The 20611-nt window shown below is 70.1% G+C and carries 15 protein-coding genes and 2 pseudogenes; 7 read left to right on the top strand and 10 right to left on the bottom strand.

Annotation, left to right across the window (positions count from 1 at the left end):
• The first annotated feature begins 242 nt into the window (after nt 1-242).
• Complete coding sequence (locus tag KO353_RS14690) at nt 243-980, top strand: TlyA family RNA methyltransferase (RefSeq protein WP_218285526.1); 738 nt, start codon at nt 243-245, stop codon at nt 978-980.
• A gap of 236 nt (nt 981-1216) precedes the next feature.
• Here KO353_RS14690 and KO353_RS14685 read toward each other — a convergent pair.
• The 5 genes and pseudogenes from KO353_RS14685 to fabI all read right to left on the bottom strand — a co-directional run bounded on the left by KO353_RS14685 (nt 1217) and on the right by fabI (nt 7078).
• Nucleotides 1217-2325: pseudogene (locus KO353_RS14685) on the bottom strand (IS630 family transposase).
• A gap of 114 nt (nt 2326-2439) precedes the next feature.
• Nucleotides 2440-3770, bottom strand: a pseudogene (locus KO353_RS14680) (transposase).
• Nucleotides 3771-3818: 48 nt separating this feature from the next.
• On the bottom strand, nt 3819-5000 hold the full coding sequence (locus KO353_RS14675; RefSeq protein WP_218285525.1) for a hypothetical protein: 1182 nt from the start codon (nt 4998-5000) through the stop codon (nt 3819-3821).
• Between the two features lie 123 nt (nt 5001-5123).
• Nucleotides 5124-6230 carry a chorismate synthase gene (gene aroC, locus KO353_RS14670; protein ID WP_218285524.1) on the bottom strand — a complete coding sequence of 369 codons (1107 nt, stop codon included), beginning with the start codon at nt 6228-6230 and terminating at the stop codon, nt 5124-5126.
• Between the two features lie 5 nt (nt 6231-6235).
• Entirely contained in the window at nt 6236-7078 is an 843-nt protein-coding gene (gene fabI, locus KO353_RS14665; protein WP_218285523.1) for an enoyl-ACP reductase FabI, read from the bottom strand.
• 149 nt (nt 7079-7227) lie between these two features.
• Here fabI and pdxH point away from each other — a divergent pair, with 149 nt between their 5' ends.
• The 3 genes from pdxH to KO353_RS14650 are packed head-to-tail and all read left to right on the top strand — an operon-like array spanning nt 7228 to nt 10231.
• The gene (gene pdxH / locus KO353_RS14660; protein WP_218285522.1) at nt 7228-7827 is read left to right on the top strand and encodes a pyridoxamine 5'-phosphate oxidase; all 600 of its coding nucleotides are present in this window, start codon (nt 7228-7230) and stop codon (nt 7825-7827) included.
• Nucleotides 7824-9311 carry a bifunctional aminoglycoside phosphotransferase/ATP-binding protein gene (locus tag KO353_RS14655; protein WP_235691902.1) on the top strand — a complete coding sequence of 496 codons (1488 nt, stop codon included), beginning with the start codon at nt 7824-7826 and terminating at the stop codon, nt 9309-9311. Before pdxH ends, KO353_RS14655 begins: the two co-directional genes overlap by 4 nt.
• Before the next feature lie 44 nt (nt 9312-9355).
• Nucleotides 9356-10231: a universal stress protein gene (locus KO353_RS14650; RefSeq protein WP_218285520.1), complete on the top strand. Its 876-nt coding sequence runs from the start codon at nt 9356-9358 to the stop codon at nt 10229-10231.
• A gap of 88 nt (nt 10232-10319) precedes the next feature.
• On the opposite strand, the gene KO353_RS14645 is transcribed toward KO353_RS14650, so the two are convergent.
• Both KO353_RS14645 and ubiA read right to left on the bottom strand, forming a co-directional pair.
• On the bottom strand, nt 10320-10979 hold the full coding sequence (locus KO353_RS14645; protein WP_218285519.1) for a class I SAM-dependent methyltransferase: 660 nt from the start codon (nt 10977-10979) through the stop codon (nt 10320-10322).
• Nucleotides 10976-11914 (bottom strand): 4-hydroxybenzoate octaprenyltransferase, encoded by a 939-nt coding sequence (gene ubiA, locus KO353_RS14640; RefSeq protein ID WP_218285518.1) that lies wholly within the window; start codon nt 11912-11914, stop codon nt 10976-10978. The genes KO353_RS14645 and ubiA overlap by 4 nt, the downstream gene beginning before the upstream one ends.
• A 41-nt stretch (nt 11915-11955) precedes the next feature.
• On the opposite strand from ubiA, the gene KO353_RS14635 reads away from it, so the two are divergent.
• Nucleotides 11956-12708 (top strand): 16S rRNA (uracil(1498)-N(3))-methyltransferase, encoded by a 753-nt coding sequence (locus tag KO353_RS14635; RefSeq protein ID WP_218285517.1) that lies wholly within the window; start codon nt 11956-11958, stop codon nt 12706-12708.
• A gap of 64 nt (nt 12709-12772) precedes the next feature.
• Nucleotides 12773-14119 (top strand): glutamate--cysteine ligase, encoded by a 1347-nt coding sequence (locus KO353_RS14630; RefSeq protein WP_218285516.1) that lies wholly within the window; start codon nt 12773-12775, stop codon nt 14117-14119.
• Nucleotides 14120-14352: 233 nt separating this feature from the next.
• Here the strand turns inward: KO353_RS14630 and tldD are convergent, their stop codons facing one another.
• Genes tldD through KO353_RS14615 form a run of 3 tightly spaced genes read right to left on the bottom strand, consistent with a single transcriptional unit; the run spans nt 14353 to nt 19650 of the window.
• Nucleotides 14353-15795, bottom strand: coding sequence for a metalloprotease TldD (gene tldD / locus KO353_RS14625; protein ID WP_218285515.1), 1443 nt, complete (start codon nt 15793-15795; stop codon nt 14353-14355).
• A complete protein-coding gene (locus KO353_RS14620) occupies nt 15792-18566 on the bottom strand; it encodes a PAS-domain containing protein (protein WP_218285514.1) in 2775 nt (924 codons plus the stop codon). Before KO353_RS14620 ends, tldD begins: the two co-directional genes overlap by 4 nt.
• Nucleotides 18567-18576: 10 nt before the next feature.
• Nucleotides 18577-19650 carry a COX15/CtaA family protein gene (locus KO353_RS14615; RefSeq protein ID WP_218285513.1) on the bottom strand — a complete coding sequence of 358 codons (1074 nt, stop codon included), beginning with the start codon at nt 19648-19650 and terminating at the stop codon, nt 18577-18579.
• Between the two features lie 160 nt (nt 19651-19810).
• On the opposite strand from KO353_RS14615, the gene KO353_RS14610 reads away from it, so the two are divergent.
• Nucleotides 19811-20611: a glycosyltransferase family 2 protein gene (locus tag KO353_RS14610; RefSeq protein WP_218285512.1), complete on the top strand. Its 801-nt coding sequence runs from the start codon at nt 19811-19813 to the stop codon at nt 20609-20611.

Here is a 20611-nt window from a genome sequence, read left to right as displayed (position 1 = left end):
ACTTCGTGCCGCATCGCGCCTGAGGCCCTAATGCTGTGGCTGTCGGCGGCCGTCCCGCAGAGCGAGGGATTCTGCCGCGATGGCGGTGCACCTCGTGCTGAGCCAGGGATAAGAGAGGCCGCACCGGGCCGGGGCCGGGCGCTGGTGCGACCGTCCCTTGCTCCATCGAATGCCGGCGCGAGCCTCGGCAGGTTGGGCTTGGCCACGCGGCCGGAGCCGGACCAACGCATGCGGGCGGGTGCGTGAAGCGTCGCCTCGATCAACTGCTGCTCGACCGTGGCCTCGCCGAGAGCCGCGCCAAGGCGCAGGCTCTTGTGCTCGCGGGCAAGGTGTTCTCGGGCGAGCGGCGTCTCGACAAGCCCGGAACGCTGCTACCGGAGGACATCGCCCTCGAGATCCGCGGCGAGGCACACCCGTGGGTCAGCCGCGGCGGGATCAAGCTCGCGCATGCGCTCGCGCATTTCGGCCTGTCGCCGAAGGGGCGCGTCTGCCTCGACATCGGCGCGAGCACAGGCGGCTTCACCGACGTCTTGCTCGCCCATGGCGCGGCGAAGGTTCATGCGGTCGATGTCGGGCAGGGGCAGCTCGCCTGGAAGCTCCGGCAGGACCCGCGCGTGGTGGTGCACGAGAAGACGAACGCGCGCTTCCTGACCGCGGATCAGGTGCCCGACCCGATCGAGGCCCTTCTGTGCGACGCCTCCTTCATCGGCCTTGCCGTGATCCTGCCCGCACCGCTCGCTCTCTGCACACCGGGTGCGTGGGCGGTGGCGCTGATCAAGCCTCAGTTCGAGGTCGGGCCGGGAGCGGTCGGCAAGGGTGGGGTGGTGCGGTCGCCGGCGCAGCATCGTGCCGTGGTCGCGCGCATCACGGCGTGGTTCGCCGAACGCCCGGGCTGGACCGTGCTCGGCACGACGGAAAGCCCGATCACGGGGCCGGAAGGGAACCGGGAATTCCTGATCGCGGCGCGGAAGGAGGCATAACGTCCGGGCAGTGAGGCGACGCATCCCGGGCCGTGAGCTCGGCGAGGAGCGACCAGACCCGGCGCGGGTCGAATGCCGCATCCGGGTCGTTCAGGAGGCGGTCGAGCTCGGCTTCGGCTTTCGCGAGACGAGCGGCGTCCGGGTGGTCGTCCATGGGCCAGCGCTCCGTGCCAGGGTCGCAAAACCTGATCGGAAGATCGCGACCGATTTCCGTCGCTTTGATGAAGAGGCGCTGGCTAGTGGAGTGATTCCAGCGAAGGTTTCCCGCGCTGGTGCGTGCCGATGATGGTGTTGGCGGGCGCGGTCCGGCGGAAGGGCTTCGGGTCGGCGTTGTGGGCATTGAGATAGGCGTGGATGGCCTGGTTCAGCTCGATGACGGAGCGGAAGACGCCGCGGTTCAGGCGACGCTTTGTCAGCGTGGCGAACAAGCCCTCGACGGCGTTGATCCAGGAGGCCGAGGTCGGCGTGAAGTGGAGGTGGAAGCGGGGATGCCGGGCCAACCAGCGCTTCACCGCCTCAGTCTTGTGGGCGGCGTAGTTGTCGAGGATCAGGTGCAGGTCGAGTTCGGCGGGGGTCTGCTTGTCGATCAGCCGCAGGAAGCGGATGAACTCGGCCGCGCGGTGGCGGAGCATGCGCTGGCTGATCACCGTGCCCGCCGTCACGTCGAGCGCGGCGAACAGCGTTGTCGTGCCGTGCCGCTTGTAGTCGTGCGTCATGGTGGCACCCCGGCCACGCTTCATCGGCAGTCCCGGCTGGGTGCGGTCGAGCGCCTGGATCTGGCTCTTCTCGTCCACCGACAGCACCAGGGCGTGCTCGGGCGGGTTGACGTAGAGGCCGACGATGTCCCGCCCTTCGGGCGTTGCCTGCAGCCCGCGGACCTTCTCGACGAACTTCGGGTCGTTGGAGAGCTTGAAGGTCTCCACCCGGTGCGGCTTCAGGCCGTGCTCGCGCCAGATGCGGTGGATGGTGGACGGCGCCAGGCCGCTCGCCTTTTCCCCATCGAGCGCAACGTCCAGTGCGTCGCCGCTGGCGGGTCGCCGTGCAGCGTGCGTTCGACCACCGCGGCGATCTGCTCAGGCGAGGTGGAAGCGAAGGCGCGGCCTCGCGGGGCGTCGCGGAACAAGCCCTCGGCACCGTCGTGCATGGAGCGCGCCTGCCAGCGCCAGATCGTGGGTTTGCCTTTGCCGGTCGCCGCGCGGATCGCCATCGTGCCCGCGCCGTCCGCGGTCATCAGCACGATCCGAGCCCGCCAGACGTGGTGCCGCGGGCTCTTGCGGTCGCAGACCACGCCTTCAAGCCGCTCCCGGTCGCCCGGCCGGAGCCGGACCTCAACGCCTTCCCTCATCCGCCCAGACTCCCACGTCTGGGCCAACAAAGGAATCATCAACCTCGATCAAACCACTAGCAGCCTGTCGGGTTTGGGTCTGCGGCGTATGTTTTGGTGTGTCGGGTGGGGAGGTCATGGCTGCTGCAGGCGATGGAGCCTGCGGCAGAGGTGTAGGCGAGAGCGATCAGGGTCCACTCGGCGGCGGCGTTGGCGATGCTGCGGAGGCGGAAGCGGGTGAAACCGATGGCGGCCTTGATGATGCCGAAGACGGGTTCGACGGTCTGCGTGTGGCGGGCGTAGCGGGCTTTGGCATCTTCGGTCTCCAGCTTGGCCTGCATCTTCAGACGCCAGGGTTCGCTGATACGGCGCGGCGGCTTCGGATCGGGCGGGGGGCGGACGTCGTAGGGCCGGTGCGGCTGGGTGCGGCCGATGGCGACCAGCGGCTCGATCCCCTTTGCCTCCAGGGCGGCAACAGCCTCGGCGGAGGCGAAGCCGGCATCAGCGATGACGGTCGTCGGCAGGCCGAGGCCGTCCTTCATGCCGAGGATGGTCGCGGCGAAGCTCGGCGCATCGGAGGGGCAGGCAGTGAGGTTGGTGGCGAGGATCAACTGCGACCCCTCGGCGCAGACCTGGGCCTCGGGCGTTGTAGGCCTGGCGGTATTCATGCGCGTCGGAGCGGCGCATCAGCGCGCTGTCGGGATCGGTGAGGTTGGATTGCCGCGTCAGCGGCGGGTCGTCCTCTGGCGGCTTGGGCGGACGGCCGCGCCGGCCGGTCTTGGCGTCGTCGGCGGCCTGCTTCGCCTCGGCCTCGGCGCGGGCCTGCTCCTCCAGCCGGGCGCAGGCGGCATCCAGCTTGGCCTTCAGCGCCTCGCGCCTTGCGATCTCGGCGGGCAGCGCCTGCGGGTCGGGCTGATCCTCGGCATCGGCCGCTTCGGCGCGGGCGGTCAGCTCGGCGATGTCGGCGGCGAGCCTGGCGCGCAGGTCCTTCGCCCGGTCGTAGCGCACCGAGCGGATCTTGGAGGCGTTGGCGTCGATCTTGGTGCCGTCGATCGCCACCGTGCCGAGGCGAAGCAGGCCGCTCTCGCGGGCCAGCAGCAACACCTGCAGGAAGGCCGCCTCGAAGGCAGCGCGGTTGGCGCGACGGAAGGCAGCGATGGTGTCGTGGTCGGGGTGCAGGTTCGCCGCCACGTAGCGCACGCCGAGGTCGCGATAGGTCGCCCGCTCGATCCGGCACGAGGAGAAGATGCCGTTGGCGTAGGCGTAGATCAGCAGCGCCAGCAGCAGGCGCGGATGATACTCTGCGGCTTGCCGCCGGGGATCGGACGCACCGCGAAGGCGCCAAGCGGCACCCGCTCCACCGCCGCCACCACGAAATGCGCCACATCATCGGCCGGAAGCCAGTCCCTGGCATCCGGCGGCAACAAGAAGGCCTGGTCGCGGCTGAACGGAATGAACTGCGTCATGCACCGCAGAGGCCCCCATTCCAGGCACCCCGGGAATCCGACAGGCTGCTAGGCCGCGTTGGTCACCGCCGGAGCAAGCGCGGCGTCTTTCGCCTTCGGATGCGCGGGGTTGCGGAAGCGGAGCTCGCCTCCCGGCGCCGCATCGGGTTCCGGCATGTCGAGGAGCTCGAACCGGCTCGCGCAGGTAACGGCGATTACGGGGCGTGCCTCAGGGGCGGTGAGAAAGTTCCGCGTCGCTCCCTCGATCTCGAGACGCTCGCGCAAGCCGCGCCACTCGGTCCGATCCGTATCCTCGATGAATACGGCGAGGATGCCCGGGCGCCCCCCGGAGAGCCGCGCAGGAAGTTCGGCGAGCCTGCGGCGAAGCACAGCCGCGACCTCATTCTCGCGCCCGGCCCGCGCGGCCATGACGAAGACCGACCGCTCCCCCCCCATCACCGCGAAATGGGCTTCGGGGCCGAACTGCGCCCTAAGCCGCTGCATCAAAGCCGCCTGGTTCGCTTCGTTCTGAGCGAGCAGGAGGGGGTCGAGCCTGAGGATGGCCGCCTCGGAGTGGTCGCTCCGCCGATCCTCAGCAAGCAGGGCGTTGATCCGCTCCTGCACGAGGCTCTGCCCTTCGGGGCCGGAGAGACCTTCGGGAAGGGTCAGCTTTAGAAGGTAGCGCCCGGGGTGGGCCGCGAGCCAACGCTCGAGATCCGGGTTGAGGCGATCGACAAGCGCGAACCAGTCGCCCTTGTGAACCCAGCGTCCCTCATCGGCCGAGACAACCGCGGCAACGATCTCGGCTTCGGCCCCGTCACGCTCGATGACGAGATCATGCATCGAGCCCTCCTCTAGGCCGCTGAAGCGGACCGTGAAGCCGCGGGCACGGTTGAGCGCGGCGACACGGACGAGGTGGAACAGCGGCACAAGCGTTCCCTCCCCCTCGGTGGCGGCAGCCAGCGCCGTAGCGAGACGCTCCTGGCCAGAAGGCGGCAGCCGCTCGGCGAGCGAAACGAGCGCCGAGGCGAGGGAGAGGATGGCGGCTTCCGCGCGGGTCCGCGGCGTTGCCGTCGCGGCGGCCAGGCGATCGACGGCGAGCTCGAGAGCGTGGCGTTCGGCGACGACACGACCCGCGATCCGCTGCGCCGCAGCGCGAGCACGCACCTCCTCGATGCGCGCGTTCCAGCGCCGCTTGCCGACAAGCGCGACAAGACGCGCCGCCGCGTTCGCTGTCTCTCGTCTCTTCATGGCTGAACTGGGCATGAGCTCCACCCCTTTGGCGTCAACGTCAAACGGGCGCTAAGCACTTCCCCAAGCCTGATGATGTGCAGGGCGACGCTGCGCCGCACAATCAAAGCCACGTGAGCCGGGTCAAGGTCGCGGCAGGATCGGCAGATCGGGGGCGTCAGGCGTGAGCGCCCGTCGGCGCAGGAGATGATCGGCGAGCACGCAGGCCATCATCGCCTCCCCGACCGGCACCGCACGAATGCCGACGCACGGATCATGGCGGCCGCGCGTGACGACCTCGACGTCGCGGCCGTGGCTGTCGACGCTGCGCAACGGCGTGAGGATCGACGAGGTCGGCTTGACCGCGAAGCGCACGACGATGGGCTGCCCGGTCGAGATGCCGCCGAGGATTCCGCCCGCGTGGTTGGCAAGGAACCGCACCTGCCCTCCCTGGTCGATTCGCATCTCGTCGGCATTCTCCTCGCCCGACAGAGCGGCGGCGGCAAAGCCCTCGCCGATCTCCACGCCCTTGACCGCGTTGATGCCCATCATCGCCGCGGCGAGCTCGGCGTCGAGCTTGGCATAGACCGGCTCACCAAGCCCCGGCGGCACGCCCTCCGCCACGACCTCGATGACGGCGCCGGTGGAGGAGCCGCGCTTGCGCACCTCGGCGAGAAACTCCTCCCAGAGCGCCGCGGCTGTCCGGTCGGGGCAGAAGAACGGGTTTTCCTCCACCGCGCCCCAGTCCCATCTCGCTCGGTCGATCCGGTGCGGCCCCAGCTGCACGAGAGCGCCACGGATACGGATTCCGTCGCCGAGGATCTTGCGCGCGATCGCGCCCGCGGCAACGCGGACGGCCGTCTCGCGCGCCGACGAGCGGCCACCGCCCCGCCAGTCGCGGATGCCGTATTTGAGGTGGTAAGTCAGGTCGGCGTGGCCCGGACGGAACCGGTCCTTGATCTCGCCATAGTCCTTCGAGCGCTGGTCGACGTTCTCGATCAGAAGCATCACCGGGTGCCCGGTCGTCATCCCCTCGAAGGTGCCGGAGAGGATCCGCACCGCGTCCGGTTCCCGCCGTTGGGTGGTGAACCGCGATTGGCCCGGGCGGCGTCGGTCGAGCCAGGGCTGGATGTCGGCCTCGGTCAGCGGAATGCGGGGCGGAACCCCATCGACCACGCAGCCGATCGCCGGCCCGTGGCTCTCGCCGAAGGACGTGAAGCGGAAAAGGGTGCCGAAAGATGATCCGGCCAAGTCGCTCACACCGTCGAGATGTCAGGCGCGTCCACCGCCTTCATGCCGACGATGTGGTAGCCGCAATCGACATGGTGCACCTCGCCAGTGACGCCCGAGGCGAGGTCGGACAGGAGATAGACCCCTGCCCCGCCCACATCCTCGATCGTCACGTTGCGCTTCAGCGGCGAGTTGTACTGGTTCCACTTCAGGATGTAGCGGAAATCGCCGATCCCGGAGGCAGCGAGCGTCTTGATCGGGCCGGCGGAGATGGCGTTGACGCGGATCCCAAGGCCGCCGAGGTCGGCGGCGAGATAGCGAACGGACGCTTCAAGCGCCGCCTTTGCCACGCCCATGACGTTATAGTGCGGCGTCACCCGCTCGGCGCCAAGATACGTCAGGGTGAGAAGAGCGCCGCCCGGGCCCATCAGAGGAACCGCCCGCTGCGCCAATGCCGTAAAACTGTAACAGGAGATGTCGAGCGAGCGCAGGAAGTTGTCCCGCGTCGTGTCGATGTAGCGTCCCTTCAGCTGGTCCTTGTCCGACCAGGCGATGGCATGGACCAGGAAGTCCAGCCTGCCCCATTTCTCGGCGACCGCGGCGAAGGTCGCGTCCATCGAGGCCTCGTCGGTCACGTCGCACGGCAGGACGAGATCCGACCCGACGGAGGCCGCAAGTGGCGCGACCCGCTTCTGCAGCGCTTCGCCCTGGTAGGTGAAGGCAAGAGTCGCTCCCTGGGCCGCGCAGGCCGACGCGATCCCCCAGGCGATCGAGCGGTCGTTCGCAACCCCCATTACCAGGCCGCGGCGCCCACGCATGAGAGTGCCGGTCGGCACCGCCGCCCTTTCCGCTGCCCGGACCTCGTTCATGCCTCAACGTCCTGTCTCATGGCGGCCGCCTTGGTGGCACCCTCGGGCGCGGCGGGCAAGAGGCTTCCGCCGAAGCGGTCGAGCCGATGAGCTCTGGACAGGGGCGCGCGCCGGGCCAAAGTGCGGCGCAACAGGACCAAGGACAGGCGATGCCCGACACCGTGACGACTGACGACCCGATCGCCCGCTTCGAGGCCTGGATGGCGGAAGCCGCCGCCTCGGAGCCGAACGATCCGAACGCGATGTGCCTCGCCACCGCGACGCCGGACGGGCGGCCATCGGCGCGCATGGTCCTTCTCAAGGGCGTCGATGCGCGCGGCTTCGTCTTCTACACGAACCTTGAGAGCCGCAAGGGAGCCGAGCTCTCCGCGAACCCCTACGCCGCCCTCTGCTTCCACTGGAAGACGCTGACGCGCTCGGTGCGCATCGAGGGCAGGGTGCAGCCCGTCTCCGCAGAGGAGGCGGACGCCTATTTCGCGTCCCGCCCGCGTGGATCTCGGATCGGCGCCTGGGCGTCGAAGCAGTCACGCCCTCTCGAGAGCAGGCTCGCGCTCGAGAAGCGCGTGGCCGAGTTCGGGCTCAAGTTCGCGGTTGGCGAGATCCCACGCCCGCCCTTCTGGTCCGGCTTCCGGCTCGTGCCGGTGCGGATCGAGTTCTGGCGCGACATGCCCTTCCGCCTGCACGAACGGCTCCTGTTCTCGCGCGAAGGACCGGACGCGCCATGGCGGACGGAGATGCTCTATCCGTGAGCGGCCACGGCGATGGCCAGAAGGAGGTCGTCGCCTTCCTCGCCGCACTCGCAGGCGGCCCGCCCATCGAGACGCACATCAGCCGCGTGTTCCTCGGGCGAGACACGGTCTGGAAGCTGAAGAAGCCGGTCCGCCTCTCCTTCCTCGACTTCTCGACCCTCGCCGCGCGCGAAGTCTTCTGTCGTCGGGAGGTCGCGCTCAACGCTCCTGCGGCACCCGGCCTCTACCGCGATGTCGTGGCGGTGGTCCGCCGCGCCGACGGCACGCTCGCGCTCGGCGGCGAGGGCGAGGTGCTCGACTGGGTGGTGCGCATGGCGCGTATCCCGGAGGACGACTTCCTCGACCGGGTGGCGGCTCGCGGCGGGCTCGGCCCTGCCCTGCTCGACTCCCTGGCCGACTCGATCGCCGCCTTCCACGCCTCGCTTCCTCCCGTTTCCGACTGGGATCTCGGCTGTGCGATGGCGCGGGTGGTCGCGGGCAACGCGCTTGCCGCCCGGGACGCAGGCCTCGACCCCGCGTCGGTCACGTCGTGGGAGCGGCAAGCGGGAGCGACCCTCGCCCGGCTCGGCAGCCATCTTGCGAAGCGCGCAGCGTCCGGCTTCGTTCGGCGCTGCCATGGCGACCTGCACCTCGGCAATCTCTGCCTCTGGCAGGGCCGCCCGGTTCCGTTCGATGCGCTCGAGTTCGACGAGGCCCTCGCAACCATCGACACGGGCTACGATCTCGCCTTCCTGCTGATGGACCTCGACCGACGCGCAGGCCGGCCGGCATCGAACCGCGTGCTCGGCCGCTATGTCGCGCGCACCGGCGACGCAGCCCTGGTCGGTGGCCTGCCGCTCTACCTTTCAGCACGGGCGATGGTGCGCGCCCATGTCACCGCACGGATGGGCGAACGCGCCGAGGCCGAGGCGTTTCTCCGCGCCGCCCTGGCCTATCTGCGGCCATCGCCCGCGGTGCTCGTCGCTATCGGCGGCCTGCAGGGAACGGGCAAGACCACGCTCGCCCGCAGCCTCGCGCCCGGCCTCGGCCCCGCCCCGGGCGCGCTCGTTCTGCGCAGCGACGAGCATCGCAAGCGGCTTGCCGGCATTGCACCGGAGGAGCGGCTTCCCGCCTCGGCCTACACCACTGACGCCGCGGCGGCAGTCTATGACGCGCTTGCCTCGCTCGCGTCGGAGGCTCTCGCAGCCGGCCACGCGGCGGTGCTGGATGCCGTGTTCCTGAAGGAGTCGGAACGACACGAGATCGAACAGGTTGCCCGACATGCCGGCGTTCCCTTCGCGGGGCTGTGGCTCGAGGCGCCGCTCGAGGTGCTCGAGGCGCGGCTTGCCGCACGCAGGGGCGACGCCTCCGACGCCGACCCGGCCGTCGTCCGCGCCTTCGCCGCACGCGACCCAGGGCCAATCTCCTGGGCGCGGCTCGATGCCGCCTCGCAAGAGCTTGCAGAGCGTGCGGAGGCCGTGGTGAATGCGGCGATTCGGGCGTGATAGGTTCGTCGGCCGACACGAAGCGCAACGAACAGGGGGCTCTGATGGCATACCGAAAGCTCCTGGTTCCGGTGATCGGAACCGCCGCTGGCGAGGCGGCCCTCGCCACCGCTTTCATGGCGGCGCGGATCTGGCAGGCGCATGTGCACGGCCTGCATGTTCGGATCGACCCGCGTGATGTCGCACCGCTTGCCGGCGAGGGGCTTTCGGGCGCGATGATCGAGGAGATGATGGCCGCGACCGAGCGCGAGAGCGCCGAACGCGCCAAAAGCGTCCAGGAGATGTTCGCGCGCTACATCGCCGAGCATGGCATTCCCGCGGTCTCCGACCCGGCCGCCGCCTTCTCGGCGGGGCGAATGACCGCGAGCTTCGGAACCGTGGTCGGCCGCGAGGAGGACGTCATCGCCCAGCAGGCCCGCCTCGCCGACCTAGTGGTGATCGCCCATCCAGAGGCCGGAGACGATGTCTCGACGTCCGATGCGCTGCATGCCGTGCTGTTCGACAGCGGCAGGCCGGTGATGGTGACGCCGAAGACGGCTCCTGCCACGCTCGGAACGCGCATCACGGTCGCGTGGAACGGCACCGCGGAGAGCGCCGCCGCCGTCGCCGCCGCCCTGCCGTGGCTCGAGCGCGCCGAAGCCGTGCGGGTGCTCCACGCCGACGAATACCAGCGGCGCGGGCCCGATGCGGCCGGCCTGATCGAGTATCTCGCCTGGCACGGCATCAAGGCGGAAAGCGCCCAATTCAAGCCGCTGAACGGCTCGGTCGGCGCAGGGCTGCTCGCATCCTCTGCCGAGTTCGGCGCCGACCTCCAGGTGATGGGCGCCTACAGCCATTCGCGCCTGCGCCAGCTCATCCTCGGCGGCGTGACGCGGCATGTGCTCGAGCATGCGATGCTGACGCTTCTCATGTGCCGCTGATCCCGGCCAGCACTCAGGCTGGCCAGGACCAGCCCATGGTCTCGTTCGCGCACAGCCGCCACGCCAACCCTCGGCGCCATGCCGTCCTTCAGGGCGGCATGAGCCGGTAGACGACCGCCCTGCGCACCTCGCGGTCCTCGAGCTCGCGCGTCACCGGAACGTCGAAGGCGGCAAGCGGTTCGAGCCCCTCGCGCGGCAGGTAGGCGCGGCCCGGGTCGGCCAGCAGCACGAGCGTGCCCGGGCGGGCAGCGGCGCTGCGGAGCCAGGGCACCACGCGCGCGGTCATCCGTGCATCGTAACAGACATCTCCGGCGAGGATCACGTCCCAGCCCGCCGGCGGCTCTGCGCAAAGATCGCCGGTGACCGTTTCGACGAAGACGTGATTCAGGGCCGCGTTGAGCCGAGCCGCCACCGCGGCCAGCGGGTCGAGCTCGGCCGCCACGACATGCCGAGCTCCGGCGCGCGCGGCGGCGATCGCGGCAAGGCCTGACCCAGCGGCGAAGTCGAGCACCGCCCGCTTGCGCACCAGCTCCGGATGATCGAGGACGTACCGGGCAAGCGCCTGCCCGCCCGGCCAGGCGAAGGCCCAATACGGAGGCTCGAGCCGAGCTTGAGCGAGCATCTCCTCTGTCGCCTCCCAAAGCGGCGTGACGGCCGTCGCAAGGTGCAGCGTCAGCTCAGGCGCGAGCGGTGGGCATGCGGGACGTGTCTGCGCGCGGATGAACGCCCGGGCCTCGTCCTCCGTCACGCGACCCGGCCGGCGATGATGGCAGCGGCGATGACGAGGCCGACATTGCGATTGGCCCGGAACAGCCGGCCGCAGAGTGGGGCATCATCGATTGCAAGTCGGGCGACCTGCCACGCGAGCATCGCGGCTGCGACAGCAAGCCCCACGAAGTAGGGCGCCGACAGTCCCGCCATCATGCCAGCCACTGCCGCGAGCGCGACCGTCGCGGCATAGCAGGCGGCGAGGAAAGGTCGGGTGGCCTCCCCGAACAGGCGCGCGGTCGAACGCACGCCGACCAGAGCGTCGTCCTCGCGGTCCTGATGCGCGTAGATCGTGTCGTAGCCGAGCGTCCAGAACACGGCGGCGGCGTAGAGAACCAGGGCCGCAGCGGAGACCTCACCCGTCGCCGCCGCATGTCCCATCGGCACCCCCCAGTTGAAGGTGAGGCCGAGGACGGCCTGGGGCCACCAGGTGATGCGCTTCATCGCCGGGTAGATCGCGATCGGCACGAGCGAGGCGACGCCGAGAAGGATCGCCGCCGGCGTGAGCTGAAGAAGAATGGCGAGCCCGAGGCACAGGAGAGCGAACAGGAAGGCGAGCGCCTCGCGCACCGACAGCACGCCTGCGGCGAGCGGGCGGCCGGCGGTGCGCGCCACGCGCCGGTCGATGTCACGGTCCCACAGATCGTTGACGATGCAGCCAGCGCCGCGCATCACCACCGCGCCGACGCCGAACAGGACGACGAGCCAGGGGTCGGGCCACGGCGCGCCGCCGAGAGCGAGCCCCCAAAGCCCGGGCAGGAACAGGAGCCACGTGCCGATCGGCCGATCAAGCCGAACGAGCAGAGCGTAGGGCCGCCACGCGGAGGGAAGCAGTGCGACGAGGCCGTGCGGACGGATGTCCGAGGCGGCGGCGCCTTGGTCGGTCGCCTCGGGGGCGGGATGTGCGGTCGGCATCGCCGCTATAGTCTGGCGGCTTCGCTCGTGGACGCAACCGCGTGAGCCCGATCCGCCTCTTCGTTCCCGACCCGCTCGCCGAGGGCGCGACGATCCGCCTTGCCCCGGAGCAGACGCACTATCTCGCCGCCGTGATGCGACGCGCAGCAGGCGACTTGGTGTTCGTCTTCAACGGCCGCGACGGCGAGTGGCGCGCGCGCATCACGACACTCGGCAGGGGAGCGACGCTCGCGCTCGAGGAGAGAACCCGACCACAGGAGCCGGCGCCCGATCTGTGGCTGCTTGCGCCTGTGCTTCGGCGCGAAACCCTCGAATGGATGGTCGAGAAGGCGACGGAGCTCGGCGTCACGCGGATCCTCCCGGTGACGGCCGAACGCAGTGCCGTCACACGCACCAATGCGCCGCGGCTTCGCGCGATCGCGACCGAGGCGGCGGAGCAGTGCCGGCGCCTCGACGTTCCCGCGATCGCCGAGCCGGCTCGTCTCGCCACCGTTCTCGCCGGGTGGGACCCGCACCGCCTCCTGCTCGTCGCGGACGAATCCGGCCTCGCTCCGCCGGTCGGGACGGTTCTGCGCACCGCCGCGGCCGGGCCGTGGGCCGTGCTGGTCGGCCCCGAGGGCGGGTTCGCTCCGCGCGAACTTGACGGCGTGCGCGATCTCCCCTTCTGTCGCGTCGCCTCGCTCGGGCCCCGCATCCTCCGGGCAGAGACGGCCGCCGTGGCAACACTCGCCATCCTCCAGGCGCTTGCAGGGGACTGGGTGGCGGGCGGGCCGCGCGATCACCACCTCCGCTGAGCCAACCCCGGCCCGGTTCAGGCCACCTTCCTGCGCCCGCACACGAGACAAGACGAGCACCAGCATGTCGGGACCTTCCGAAGCCGACGCCACACCCATCACCTCGTTGCGGCAGATGGTCGAGCACATCGCGGGCGGAGCGAAGCCGCGCTCGGCGTGGCGGATCGGGACCGAGCACGAGAAGATCCCGTTCCGGCGCTCCGACCTTTCGCCCCCTGCCTATGAGGGCGAGGACGGCATCCGCGCGCTGCTCGAGGGCATCGCCGAGACGGGCTGGGAGCCGGTGCTGGACAACGGCAACGTCATCGGGCTCAGGCGCGGGCGCGCCAACGTGTCGCTCGAGCCGGGCGGCCAGCTCGAACTCTCCGGCGCGCCGATGGCTGATTTGCACGAGACGAAGGCAGAGCTCGACGAGCATCTCGCTGTGGCGCGCGCGGTTGGCGAGCGGCTCGGGCTCGGCTTCCTGCCGCACGGCTTCCACCCGCTTGCGCGGCGCGAGGACATGCCGTGGATGCCGAAAAGCCGCTACGCGATCATGCGGCGCTACATGCCGAAGCGGGGCGCGCTCGGCCTCGACATGATGCTGCGCACATCGACCGTTCAGGTGAACCTCGACTTCGAGAGCGAGGCGGACATGGTCGAGAAATTCCGTATTTCGCTCGCGCTGCAGCCGGTCGCAATCGCGCTCTTCGCCAACTCGCCCTTCGCTGAGGGCCGGCCGAACGGGTTCCGAAGCTTCCGCGCGAATGTCTGGACCGATACCGATCCGGATCGTTGCGGCATCCCGAGCTTCGTGTTCGAGCCAGGGTTCGGCTTCGAGCGATGGGTCGAGTATCTGCTCGACGTGCCGATGTACTTCGTGGTGCGCGACGGCCGCTACATCGACGTCGCGGGACAATCCTTCCGCGACTTCCTCGCCGGGCGGCTGCCGGGCCTTCCGGGCGAGCGGCCGACGATGGGCGATTTCGCCGACCACATCACCACCGTCTTCACCGAGGTTCGCCTCAAGCGCTATCTCGAGATGCGCGGGGCGGATTCGGGCCCGCCTGAGATGCTCATGGCTTTGCCTGCGCTCTGGACCGGCCTGCTCTACGACCGCGCGGCACAGGCAGAGGCGCTCGCCCTGATCACCGACCATCCTTGCGGCGACTTCCAGGCGCTGCACCGCGAGGTTCCCCGGCTCGGGCTCGCGGCGCCGTGGTGTGACGGCACCGTGCAGAGGCTTGCGCAGGAGGTGGTGGCGATCGCCCGACGCGGCCTCGTCGCGCGCGACAAGGGCGAGGAGGTGTATCTCGCGCCGCTCGAGGAGATCGCCTCAACAGGTCGGACGCTCGCCGACCGCTGGCTCGAGTGCTACGAGACCGTCTGGAGTGGTGACGTCTCCCGCCTCTTCGTCGAGGGCGCGCTGTAGCGGAGCGGGCAGGTCGCCTCGGCACGACGACGGCGACGCAAGGTTTGGCCGGCGGGCCCAAGACCCAGGCCGGTTCCGGTTCGATCCGGTGACGGATCGCATGTCGCGCCGCCCATCGGGCGGGGCACGACGGCGGCACCATCGTCGCGAGTTATGGCCACCTTGGACGTGCGCGCTGATGCGCCTCGCGACAGTGCGAATCGCTGCCGCAGGAGCGACGTTCGAGACCCGCTTCAGCGCACCGCCGTGCCGCCGACCGTCAGGCCGCGCAGCTTCAGCGTCGGCTGGCCGACGCCGACCGGCACGCCCTGGCCGTTCTTGCCGCAGGTGCCGATCCCCGGGTCGAGCGCCGGATCATTGCCGATCATCGTCACCTTGGTCAGCGCGTCAGGCCCGTTGCCGATCAGTGTCGCTCCCTTCACGGGGGGGCCGATCCGCCCATTCTCGATGAGATAGGCCTCCGCGGCGGAGAACACGAACTTGCCGGAGGTGATGTCCACCTGGCCGCCGCCGAAATTGACGGCGTAGAGGCCGCGGCCGACGGAGGCGATGATCTCCTCCGGAGCATGATCCCCGCCAAGCATAATCGTGTTGGTCATGCGGGGCATCGGCGCATGCGCGAAGGACTGCCTGCGGCCGTTGCCGGTCGGCGAAACACCCATCAGCCGGGCGTTCTGCCGGTCCTGGATGAAGGCGCGCAGGATCCCGTCCTCGATCATCACTGTTCGGCCGGAAGGCGTGCCTTCGTCATCGACGGTGAGGCTGCCGCGGCGATCGGGCAGCGTGCCGTCATCGACCACCGTCACACCGGGCGCTGCCACCCTTTGGCCGACGAGGCCCGCGAAGGCGGAGATCCCTTTGCGGTTGAAGTCCCCCTCGAGCCCATGCCCGACCGCCTCGTGCAGGAGGATCCCCGGCCAGCCCGGGCCGAGCACCACCTCCATCTCTCCCGCCGGGGCAGCGACGGCCTCGAGATTGACCAGCGCCTGGCGCAGCGCCTCGTCCACCGCACGCTTCCAAATCGCCGGGTCGAGAAGAGGGGCATAGCCATACCGTCCGCCCGTGCCGTAGGTACCGCTCTCGCGCCGACCTCCCGAGGCAACCACCACGGTCACGTTGAGCCGCACGAGCGGGCGCAGGTCAGCCACCCGCACGCCGTCGGCGCGCAGGATCTGCACCGCCTGCCATTCGCCCGCGAGCGTCGCGATCACCTGCGCCACGCGCGGGTCGTGGGCCCGGGCATAGGCGTCGATCTCGCCGAGCAGAGCCGTCTTGGCCGCGAAATCCACGCCGGCAACCGGGTTGTCCGGGACGTAGAGTCGGGCATTGGTGCTACGCGGCGCGATGTCCATTGTCCCGCCGCGTCCTGTGCGCACGCCCCGCACCGTCTCCGCCGCCCGGCGGAGCGCCGCCTCGCTGATCTCGCCCGCATGGGCGTATCCGACCGCCTCGCCCGAGACGGCGCGCAGCCCGAAGCCGAGTGCCGAATCGAAGCTCGCCGAGCGTATCCGACCGTCCTCAAGCGCGAGCGCCTCGGTCTCGCGGTATTCGAGGAAGAGCTCGCCGTCGTCCATGCCGGCGAGAGCATCCGCGGTGATTTGCGCCGCACTCTCGCGGTCGATCCGGCTCTCCTCACGGCCGAAGAACAGCCTATCGGTCGTTTCGAGATGGCTCATGGAAGGCTGCTCCTCGGTGAACGGGTCGCGGTCAGGGAGGGTGCGGCAACGGGCCTGAGGACGCGGCCTGCGGGAAGCGTCATCACCGCCGTCGTGCCCTGCCCCCGCCCAGGGCTTTCGAGATGAAGGGTGCCGCCATGGGCAGTGACCAGAGCACGCGAGAGATAGAGGCCGAGCCCGCTTCCCTGGAAACGGCGCGACAGCGAGCTGTCGAGCTGCGTGAAGGGCTGGAACACCCGCTCGAGCTCCGAGCGTTCGATGCCCACGCCGTTGTCGGAGACCGCCACGACGAGCCGGCCATCCTCCTCGACTCGGGCGGAGACCCTGACGCTGCCGGCCGAGCCCGAGAACTTCACGGCGTTGGAGACGAGGTTCAGCAGCACCTGGCGAAGCCGACGCTCATCCCCCCGCACCGGCGGGAGGTCGGGCGGAACGGCAAGGGTGAGTGTCACGCCCATGGTGCGTGCCGTCGGCTCCATCAGGCGCCGGCAGCTCTCGGCGAGCCGCCCGATGTCGACGCGGTCCTCGGCGAGGTCGATCCTGCCCGCCTCAATGCGGGCGACATCGAGGATGTCGTTGATGAGCGCGAGCAGGTGGCGGCCGGCCTCGTTGATGGATGAGGCATACTCGGCGATCTTCGCAGACCCATGCCTTCCCGGGTCTCGCATCAACGCTTCGGAGAAGCCGATGATCGCGTTGAGCGGCGTGCGCAACTCGTGGCTCATCGTGGCGAGGAACTGGCTTTTGGCGCGGCTCGCGGCCTCCGCCTGCTCCTTCGCGGCGCGCAGGCTCTCTTCGGCGGCGGTCTGGTCGGTCACGTCGGTGTAGGTGATGACAAAGCCGCCGTCCGGGGTGGGGTCGGACCTGACCTCGAGGACCCGGCCGTCGTTGCGCGTGCGCCGATAGATCGAGGCGATGGAGCGATCCTGGGTCAGCAACGCGCGCGCCCGCTGCTCCGCCGCCTCGCCCTCGCCGAGCTCGCCGCGGGCCAAAAGCGCGCCGATCATCTCCTCGTGCGTCCGGCCCGGAACGAGGAAGCCAGGCGGGTGCTGCAGAAGCTGAGCGGCCATCCGGTTCGCGATCACGACACGGCGGTCGCGGTCGAACATGCAGATGCCGTGGCGGATGTGCTCAAGCATGGTATCGAGCATCGCCGCCCGGCGCATCGCCTCCGCCTCTGCCTCGACCACCGGCGTGATGTCGGTCACCACCGAGACATGGCCGCCGTCCGGCAGCGGTGCCGTGCGGACATCGACCGCAGTGCCGTTCGGGCGAACCCGCCGGCGGCGCTGCGGCACCGAGAGGTCGCGCCCGAGCTCGCGCGCGATCACGGCGTCGACGTCGCCCGGCCCGTACTCCCCGGCGGCGGCGCGGCGTCGGATCACCGCCTCGAGCGTATCGCCGATCGCGATCGGCGCGCCGCGCATGATCTCGGCATAGGCGCGGTTGAACATCGTCACCGACCGGGACCGATCATAGACGGCAACGCCGTGGGGCAGGTTGTCGAGGATGGCATCGAGCATCGCGGCCCGCGCGCGCGCCTCGTCCTCGGCGCGGGCCAGCGCGGTGATGTCGGTCACGGTGATCATAAACCCGCCGTCGGGAAGCGGGTCGGAGACGATGTCGAGCACTGCACCGTTCGGCCTCACCCGGCGTAGGTGGTTCGGCCGCGAACGGTCGCGCGCGAGCACTTCGGTGACGTAGCGGTCGGCGTCGAGCGAGGCGAACTCGCCGCGGTCGCGCAGCAGCTGCAGGACCGCCGCCAAAGTCGTGCCTGGGCGGACTGAGTCCACGGGAAGGCCGAGGAGCTCCGTGTAGCGGCTGTTGCAGAGCCGGACGCTGCGATCTCCCCCAAAGACGCACACGCCGCTGCGCAGCCGGGAGAGCACCATGTCGAGCTCAAGCGCGCGGGCGCGTGCCTCCGCCTCCGCCTGGATCAGCGGCGTGACATCGAGGGCACAGATCACGTGGCCGCCATCCGGCATCGGCTCGTAGCGCACGTCGATGCTCCGCCCGTCGGGCATCCGGCGCGTGCGCCGGAACGGGCGCGTCCGGTCGATCGCGAGCACGGCCGCGACCTCGGCCTCCGGGTCACCTGGGCCGTAGGCGCCGGCTTTGGCGAAGTCGCGCACGATCTCCTCGAGCGTCCGCCCGGGCCGGAGGATCTGAGGGTTGACGCCAGCCATGCGTCCATAGGTGGCGTTCGCCCAGATCAACCTGCGCTCGGCGTCATAGAGGACGATGCCGACGGGAAGACGGTCGAGCGTATCGCGAAGCAGAGCGGTCTGTCGCCGCGCCGCAAGCGTCGCCTCCATTTCGGCAGTGACGTCGCGGCCGATACCGCGATAGCCCTGGAACGTGCCATCCGGTCCGAACACCGGCACGCCGCTGATCCGCACCCAGAGGGGTTTGTTGGCGCCGCGCCTGGAGCGGTAGGTGAGGTCACGGAACGGCCGGCGCGCGGCGAGGTCTTCCGCATGGCGTGCCCACATCGCCTCGTCACCGGGCTCGCGGATGGCGTTCTCCTCGCGCGTTCGGCCGAGCATCGGGTCATCGAGCCTCGGCGCGAGCACATCTCCCCCAGGAGGAACGTCACGCTGCGAGAGCCAGGTGAAGCGCAGCGACGCGTCCTGTTCCCAGAACCAGTCGCCCGATGCATAGGCGAAGTCGCGCAGTCGCCGCTCGCGATCTTCAAGCATCGCGCAGGCGATCCTGAGGACCTCGACCTCGGCCTGCAAGGAGGCGGTTGTATCTCCCTCGCCGCCTTCCATCACGCGGTGATCATGCTACAGCCGGGCGCAAGCGGTGGGCGCAGACGACGAACGCCCCGACGAGCAGCACCGCGACCGTCTGATGCAGCGTGCCGAGCGTGACCGGCACGACGAGCAGGAGGGTGGCGATACCGAGCAGGTACTGCGCGACGACCAAACCCGAGAAGACAAGCACGGGCGCGCACCACGGCGGCCCGGCGCGCCAAGCGAACGCTGCGGCCGCAAGGGCGGCGGCAAGCGTCGCCGTCGCGAGCAGGCGATGGTTGAACTGGACGGCGGCGAGGTTCTCGAACCAGTTGAGGATCCAGGGGCTCAGATCGCCATAGCCCGCCGGCACCAGGGCCCCGTCCATCAGGGGGAAGGTGTTGTAGGTGAACCCTGCCCGCGTGCCGGCCACGAACCCGCCGGCAATCATCGTCACCACCGCGAGCGCCCCGGCGACATGAACACTCGCCCGCAGGGGCCGTGGCGCCACGCGGCCGGATCGCTGGCTCGGCAACAGGTCGAGCGCCGTCCAAAGCACGGCGGCGAAGATGAGGAAGGCGAGGCCGAGATGCATCGTCAGCCGGTAGGGGCTGACCGCAGTGCGATGGGGAAAGAAGCCGGAGGCGACCATGAACCAGCCGAGCAGGCCCTGCAGCGCGCCGAGGCCGAACAGGAGCGCGAGCCGAGGCCAGAGGCTCCGGCGAAGCCGCCCCGCAAGCGCGAGCGCGAGTGCGCCGCCGGCGAAGACGACGCCGATCAGCTTGCCCCACAGCCGATGCAGATACTCGAGCCAGAAGATCTCCTTGAAGCCGGCGAGGTCCATCCCGCGATTGACCTCGAGATATTGCGGAATCGTGCGGTAGAGAGCGAACAGGCGGTTCCACTCCGCCTCCGACAGCGGCGGCAGCCACCCCGTGAGCGGCCGCCATTCCATAATCGAGAGGCCAGAGCCGGTCAGCCGCGTCGCGCCTCCAAGCGCGACCATCACCACGATCATGCCGGCGACGACGAGGAGCCATGCGGCGACGGCGGCATCACCGGCCCGCTCCCGCTCGGCAGTGTCGGCGTCAAGCGGCGGCCAGGTGGTGTCGAAGGGCATTGTCGGGATCGGTCCTCGCGCTTGCGAGCTTCGGGGCGGCGCCTCGCTTGCCGCCCCCCTGCCCCTCTGGTATGGCGCGCGAGGGGGCGAAATCAAGCAGTCCCCGCATCCGGTCAGCCCCGACCGAGCGACACGCTCCGGAGCCGCACAGCACGCCAGCATGAAGAGCCACGCGCCCGAGACCGAGGCGCCGGCACCCGCGCCGGAAGACACCGCGCGGCCGCTTCTCTCCGTGGTGGTGCCGGTGCGGAACGAGGGGCCCAACATCCTCCCCCTGATCGCGGAGATCCGCGCCGCCACGGCTCCGCTCGGCGGGGTCGAGATCGTCTATGTCGACGACGGCTCGACCGATGACACGGCCGACCGGCTCGCCGAGGCCGCGCGCATGGGCGGGCTCGTGCGGATTCGCCACCCGCGCTCCTTCGGCCAGAGCGCGGCGATCATCTCCGGCGTGAAGGCCGCGCGGGGAACGTGGATCGCCACACTCGACGGTGACGGGCAGAACGACCCGGCGGACATCCCCGCCCTGTTCCGCCGCGCGCTCGCCGAGGCGGAGGCCGCAGAAGGCCCCGTGCTCGTGGCCGGCCATCGCGTCCACCGCATGGACGGAGCGGTGAAGCGGCTGACAAGCCGGATCGCGAACCGGGTCCGAGCGGCGCTGCTCGGCGACGCGACCCCCGACACCGGCTGCGGGCTGAAACTGTTCCGACGTGAGGACTTCCTCGAGCTGCCGCGTTTCGACCACATGCACCGCTATCTGCCGGCGCTGTTCCTGCGCGCCGGCGGGAGGGTGGTGAGCGTGCCGGTGAACCACCGCCCGAGGCTTCGAGGTCGCTCTAACTACGGCACGCTCGACCGGCTCGCCGTCGGCGTGGCCGACCTCTTCGGCGTCATGTGGCTGCAGCGGCGCTGGAAGCGGCCGGTTGCGATCCGCCTTCCCGGCCGCGACGAAGGGGCCTGA

The sequence above is a fragment of the Elioraea tepida genome, from assembly GCF_019203965.1.
In the GTDB taxonomy this organism is placed as follows: domain Bacteria; phylum Pseudomonadota; class Alphaproteobacteria; order Acetobacterales; family Acetobacteraceae; genus Elioraea_A; species Elioraea_A tepida.
Note: the sequence above shows the minus strand (reverse complement) of the source record. Positions and strands in the feature narration are given on the sequence as shown.

Excerpts from the sequence above, each read along its gene's own strand:
- KO353_RS14675 (WP_218285525.1), bottom strand. The coding sequence starts at position 5,000 with ATGAAGAGACGAGAGACAGCGAACGCGGCGGCGCGTCTTGTCGCGCTT.
- fabI (WP_218285523.1), bottom strand. The coding sequence starts at position 7,078 with ATGAACGAGGTCCGGGCAGCGGAAAGGGCGGCGGTGCCGACCGGCACT.
- pdxH (WP_218285522.1), top strand. The coding sequence starts at position 7,228 with ATGCCCGACACCGTGACGACTGACGACCCGATCGCCCGCTTCGAGGCC.
- KO353_RS14650 (WP_218285520.1), top strand. The coding sequence starts at position 9,356 with ATGGCATACCGAAAGCTCCTGGTTCCGGTGATCGGAACCGCCGCTGGC.
- ubiA (WP_218285518.1), bottom strand. The coding sequence starts at position 11,914 with ATGCCGACCGCACATCCCGCCCCCGAGGCGACCGACCAAGGCGCCGCC.
- KO353_RS14630 (WP_218285516.1), top strand. The coding sequence starts at position 12,773 with ATGTCGGGACCTTCCGAAGCCGACGCCACACCCATCACCTCGTTGCGG.
- tldD (WP_218285515.1), bottom strand. The coding sequence starts at position 15,795 with ATGAGCCATCTCGAAACGACCGATAGGCTGTTCTTCGGCCGTGAGGAG.
- KO353_RS14620 (WP_218285514.1), bottom strand. The coding sequence starts at position 18,566 with ATGGAAGGCGGCGAGGGAGATACAACCGCCTCCTTGCAGGCCGAGGTC.
- KO353_RS14615 (WP_218285513.1), bottom strand. The coding sequence starts at position 19,650 with ATGCCCTTCGACACCACCTGGCCGCCGCTTGACGCCGACACTGCCGAG.
- KO353_RS14610 (WP_218285512.1), top strand. The coding sequence starts at position 19,811 with ATGAAGAGCCACGCGCCCGAGACCGAGGCGCCGGCACCCGCGCCGGAA.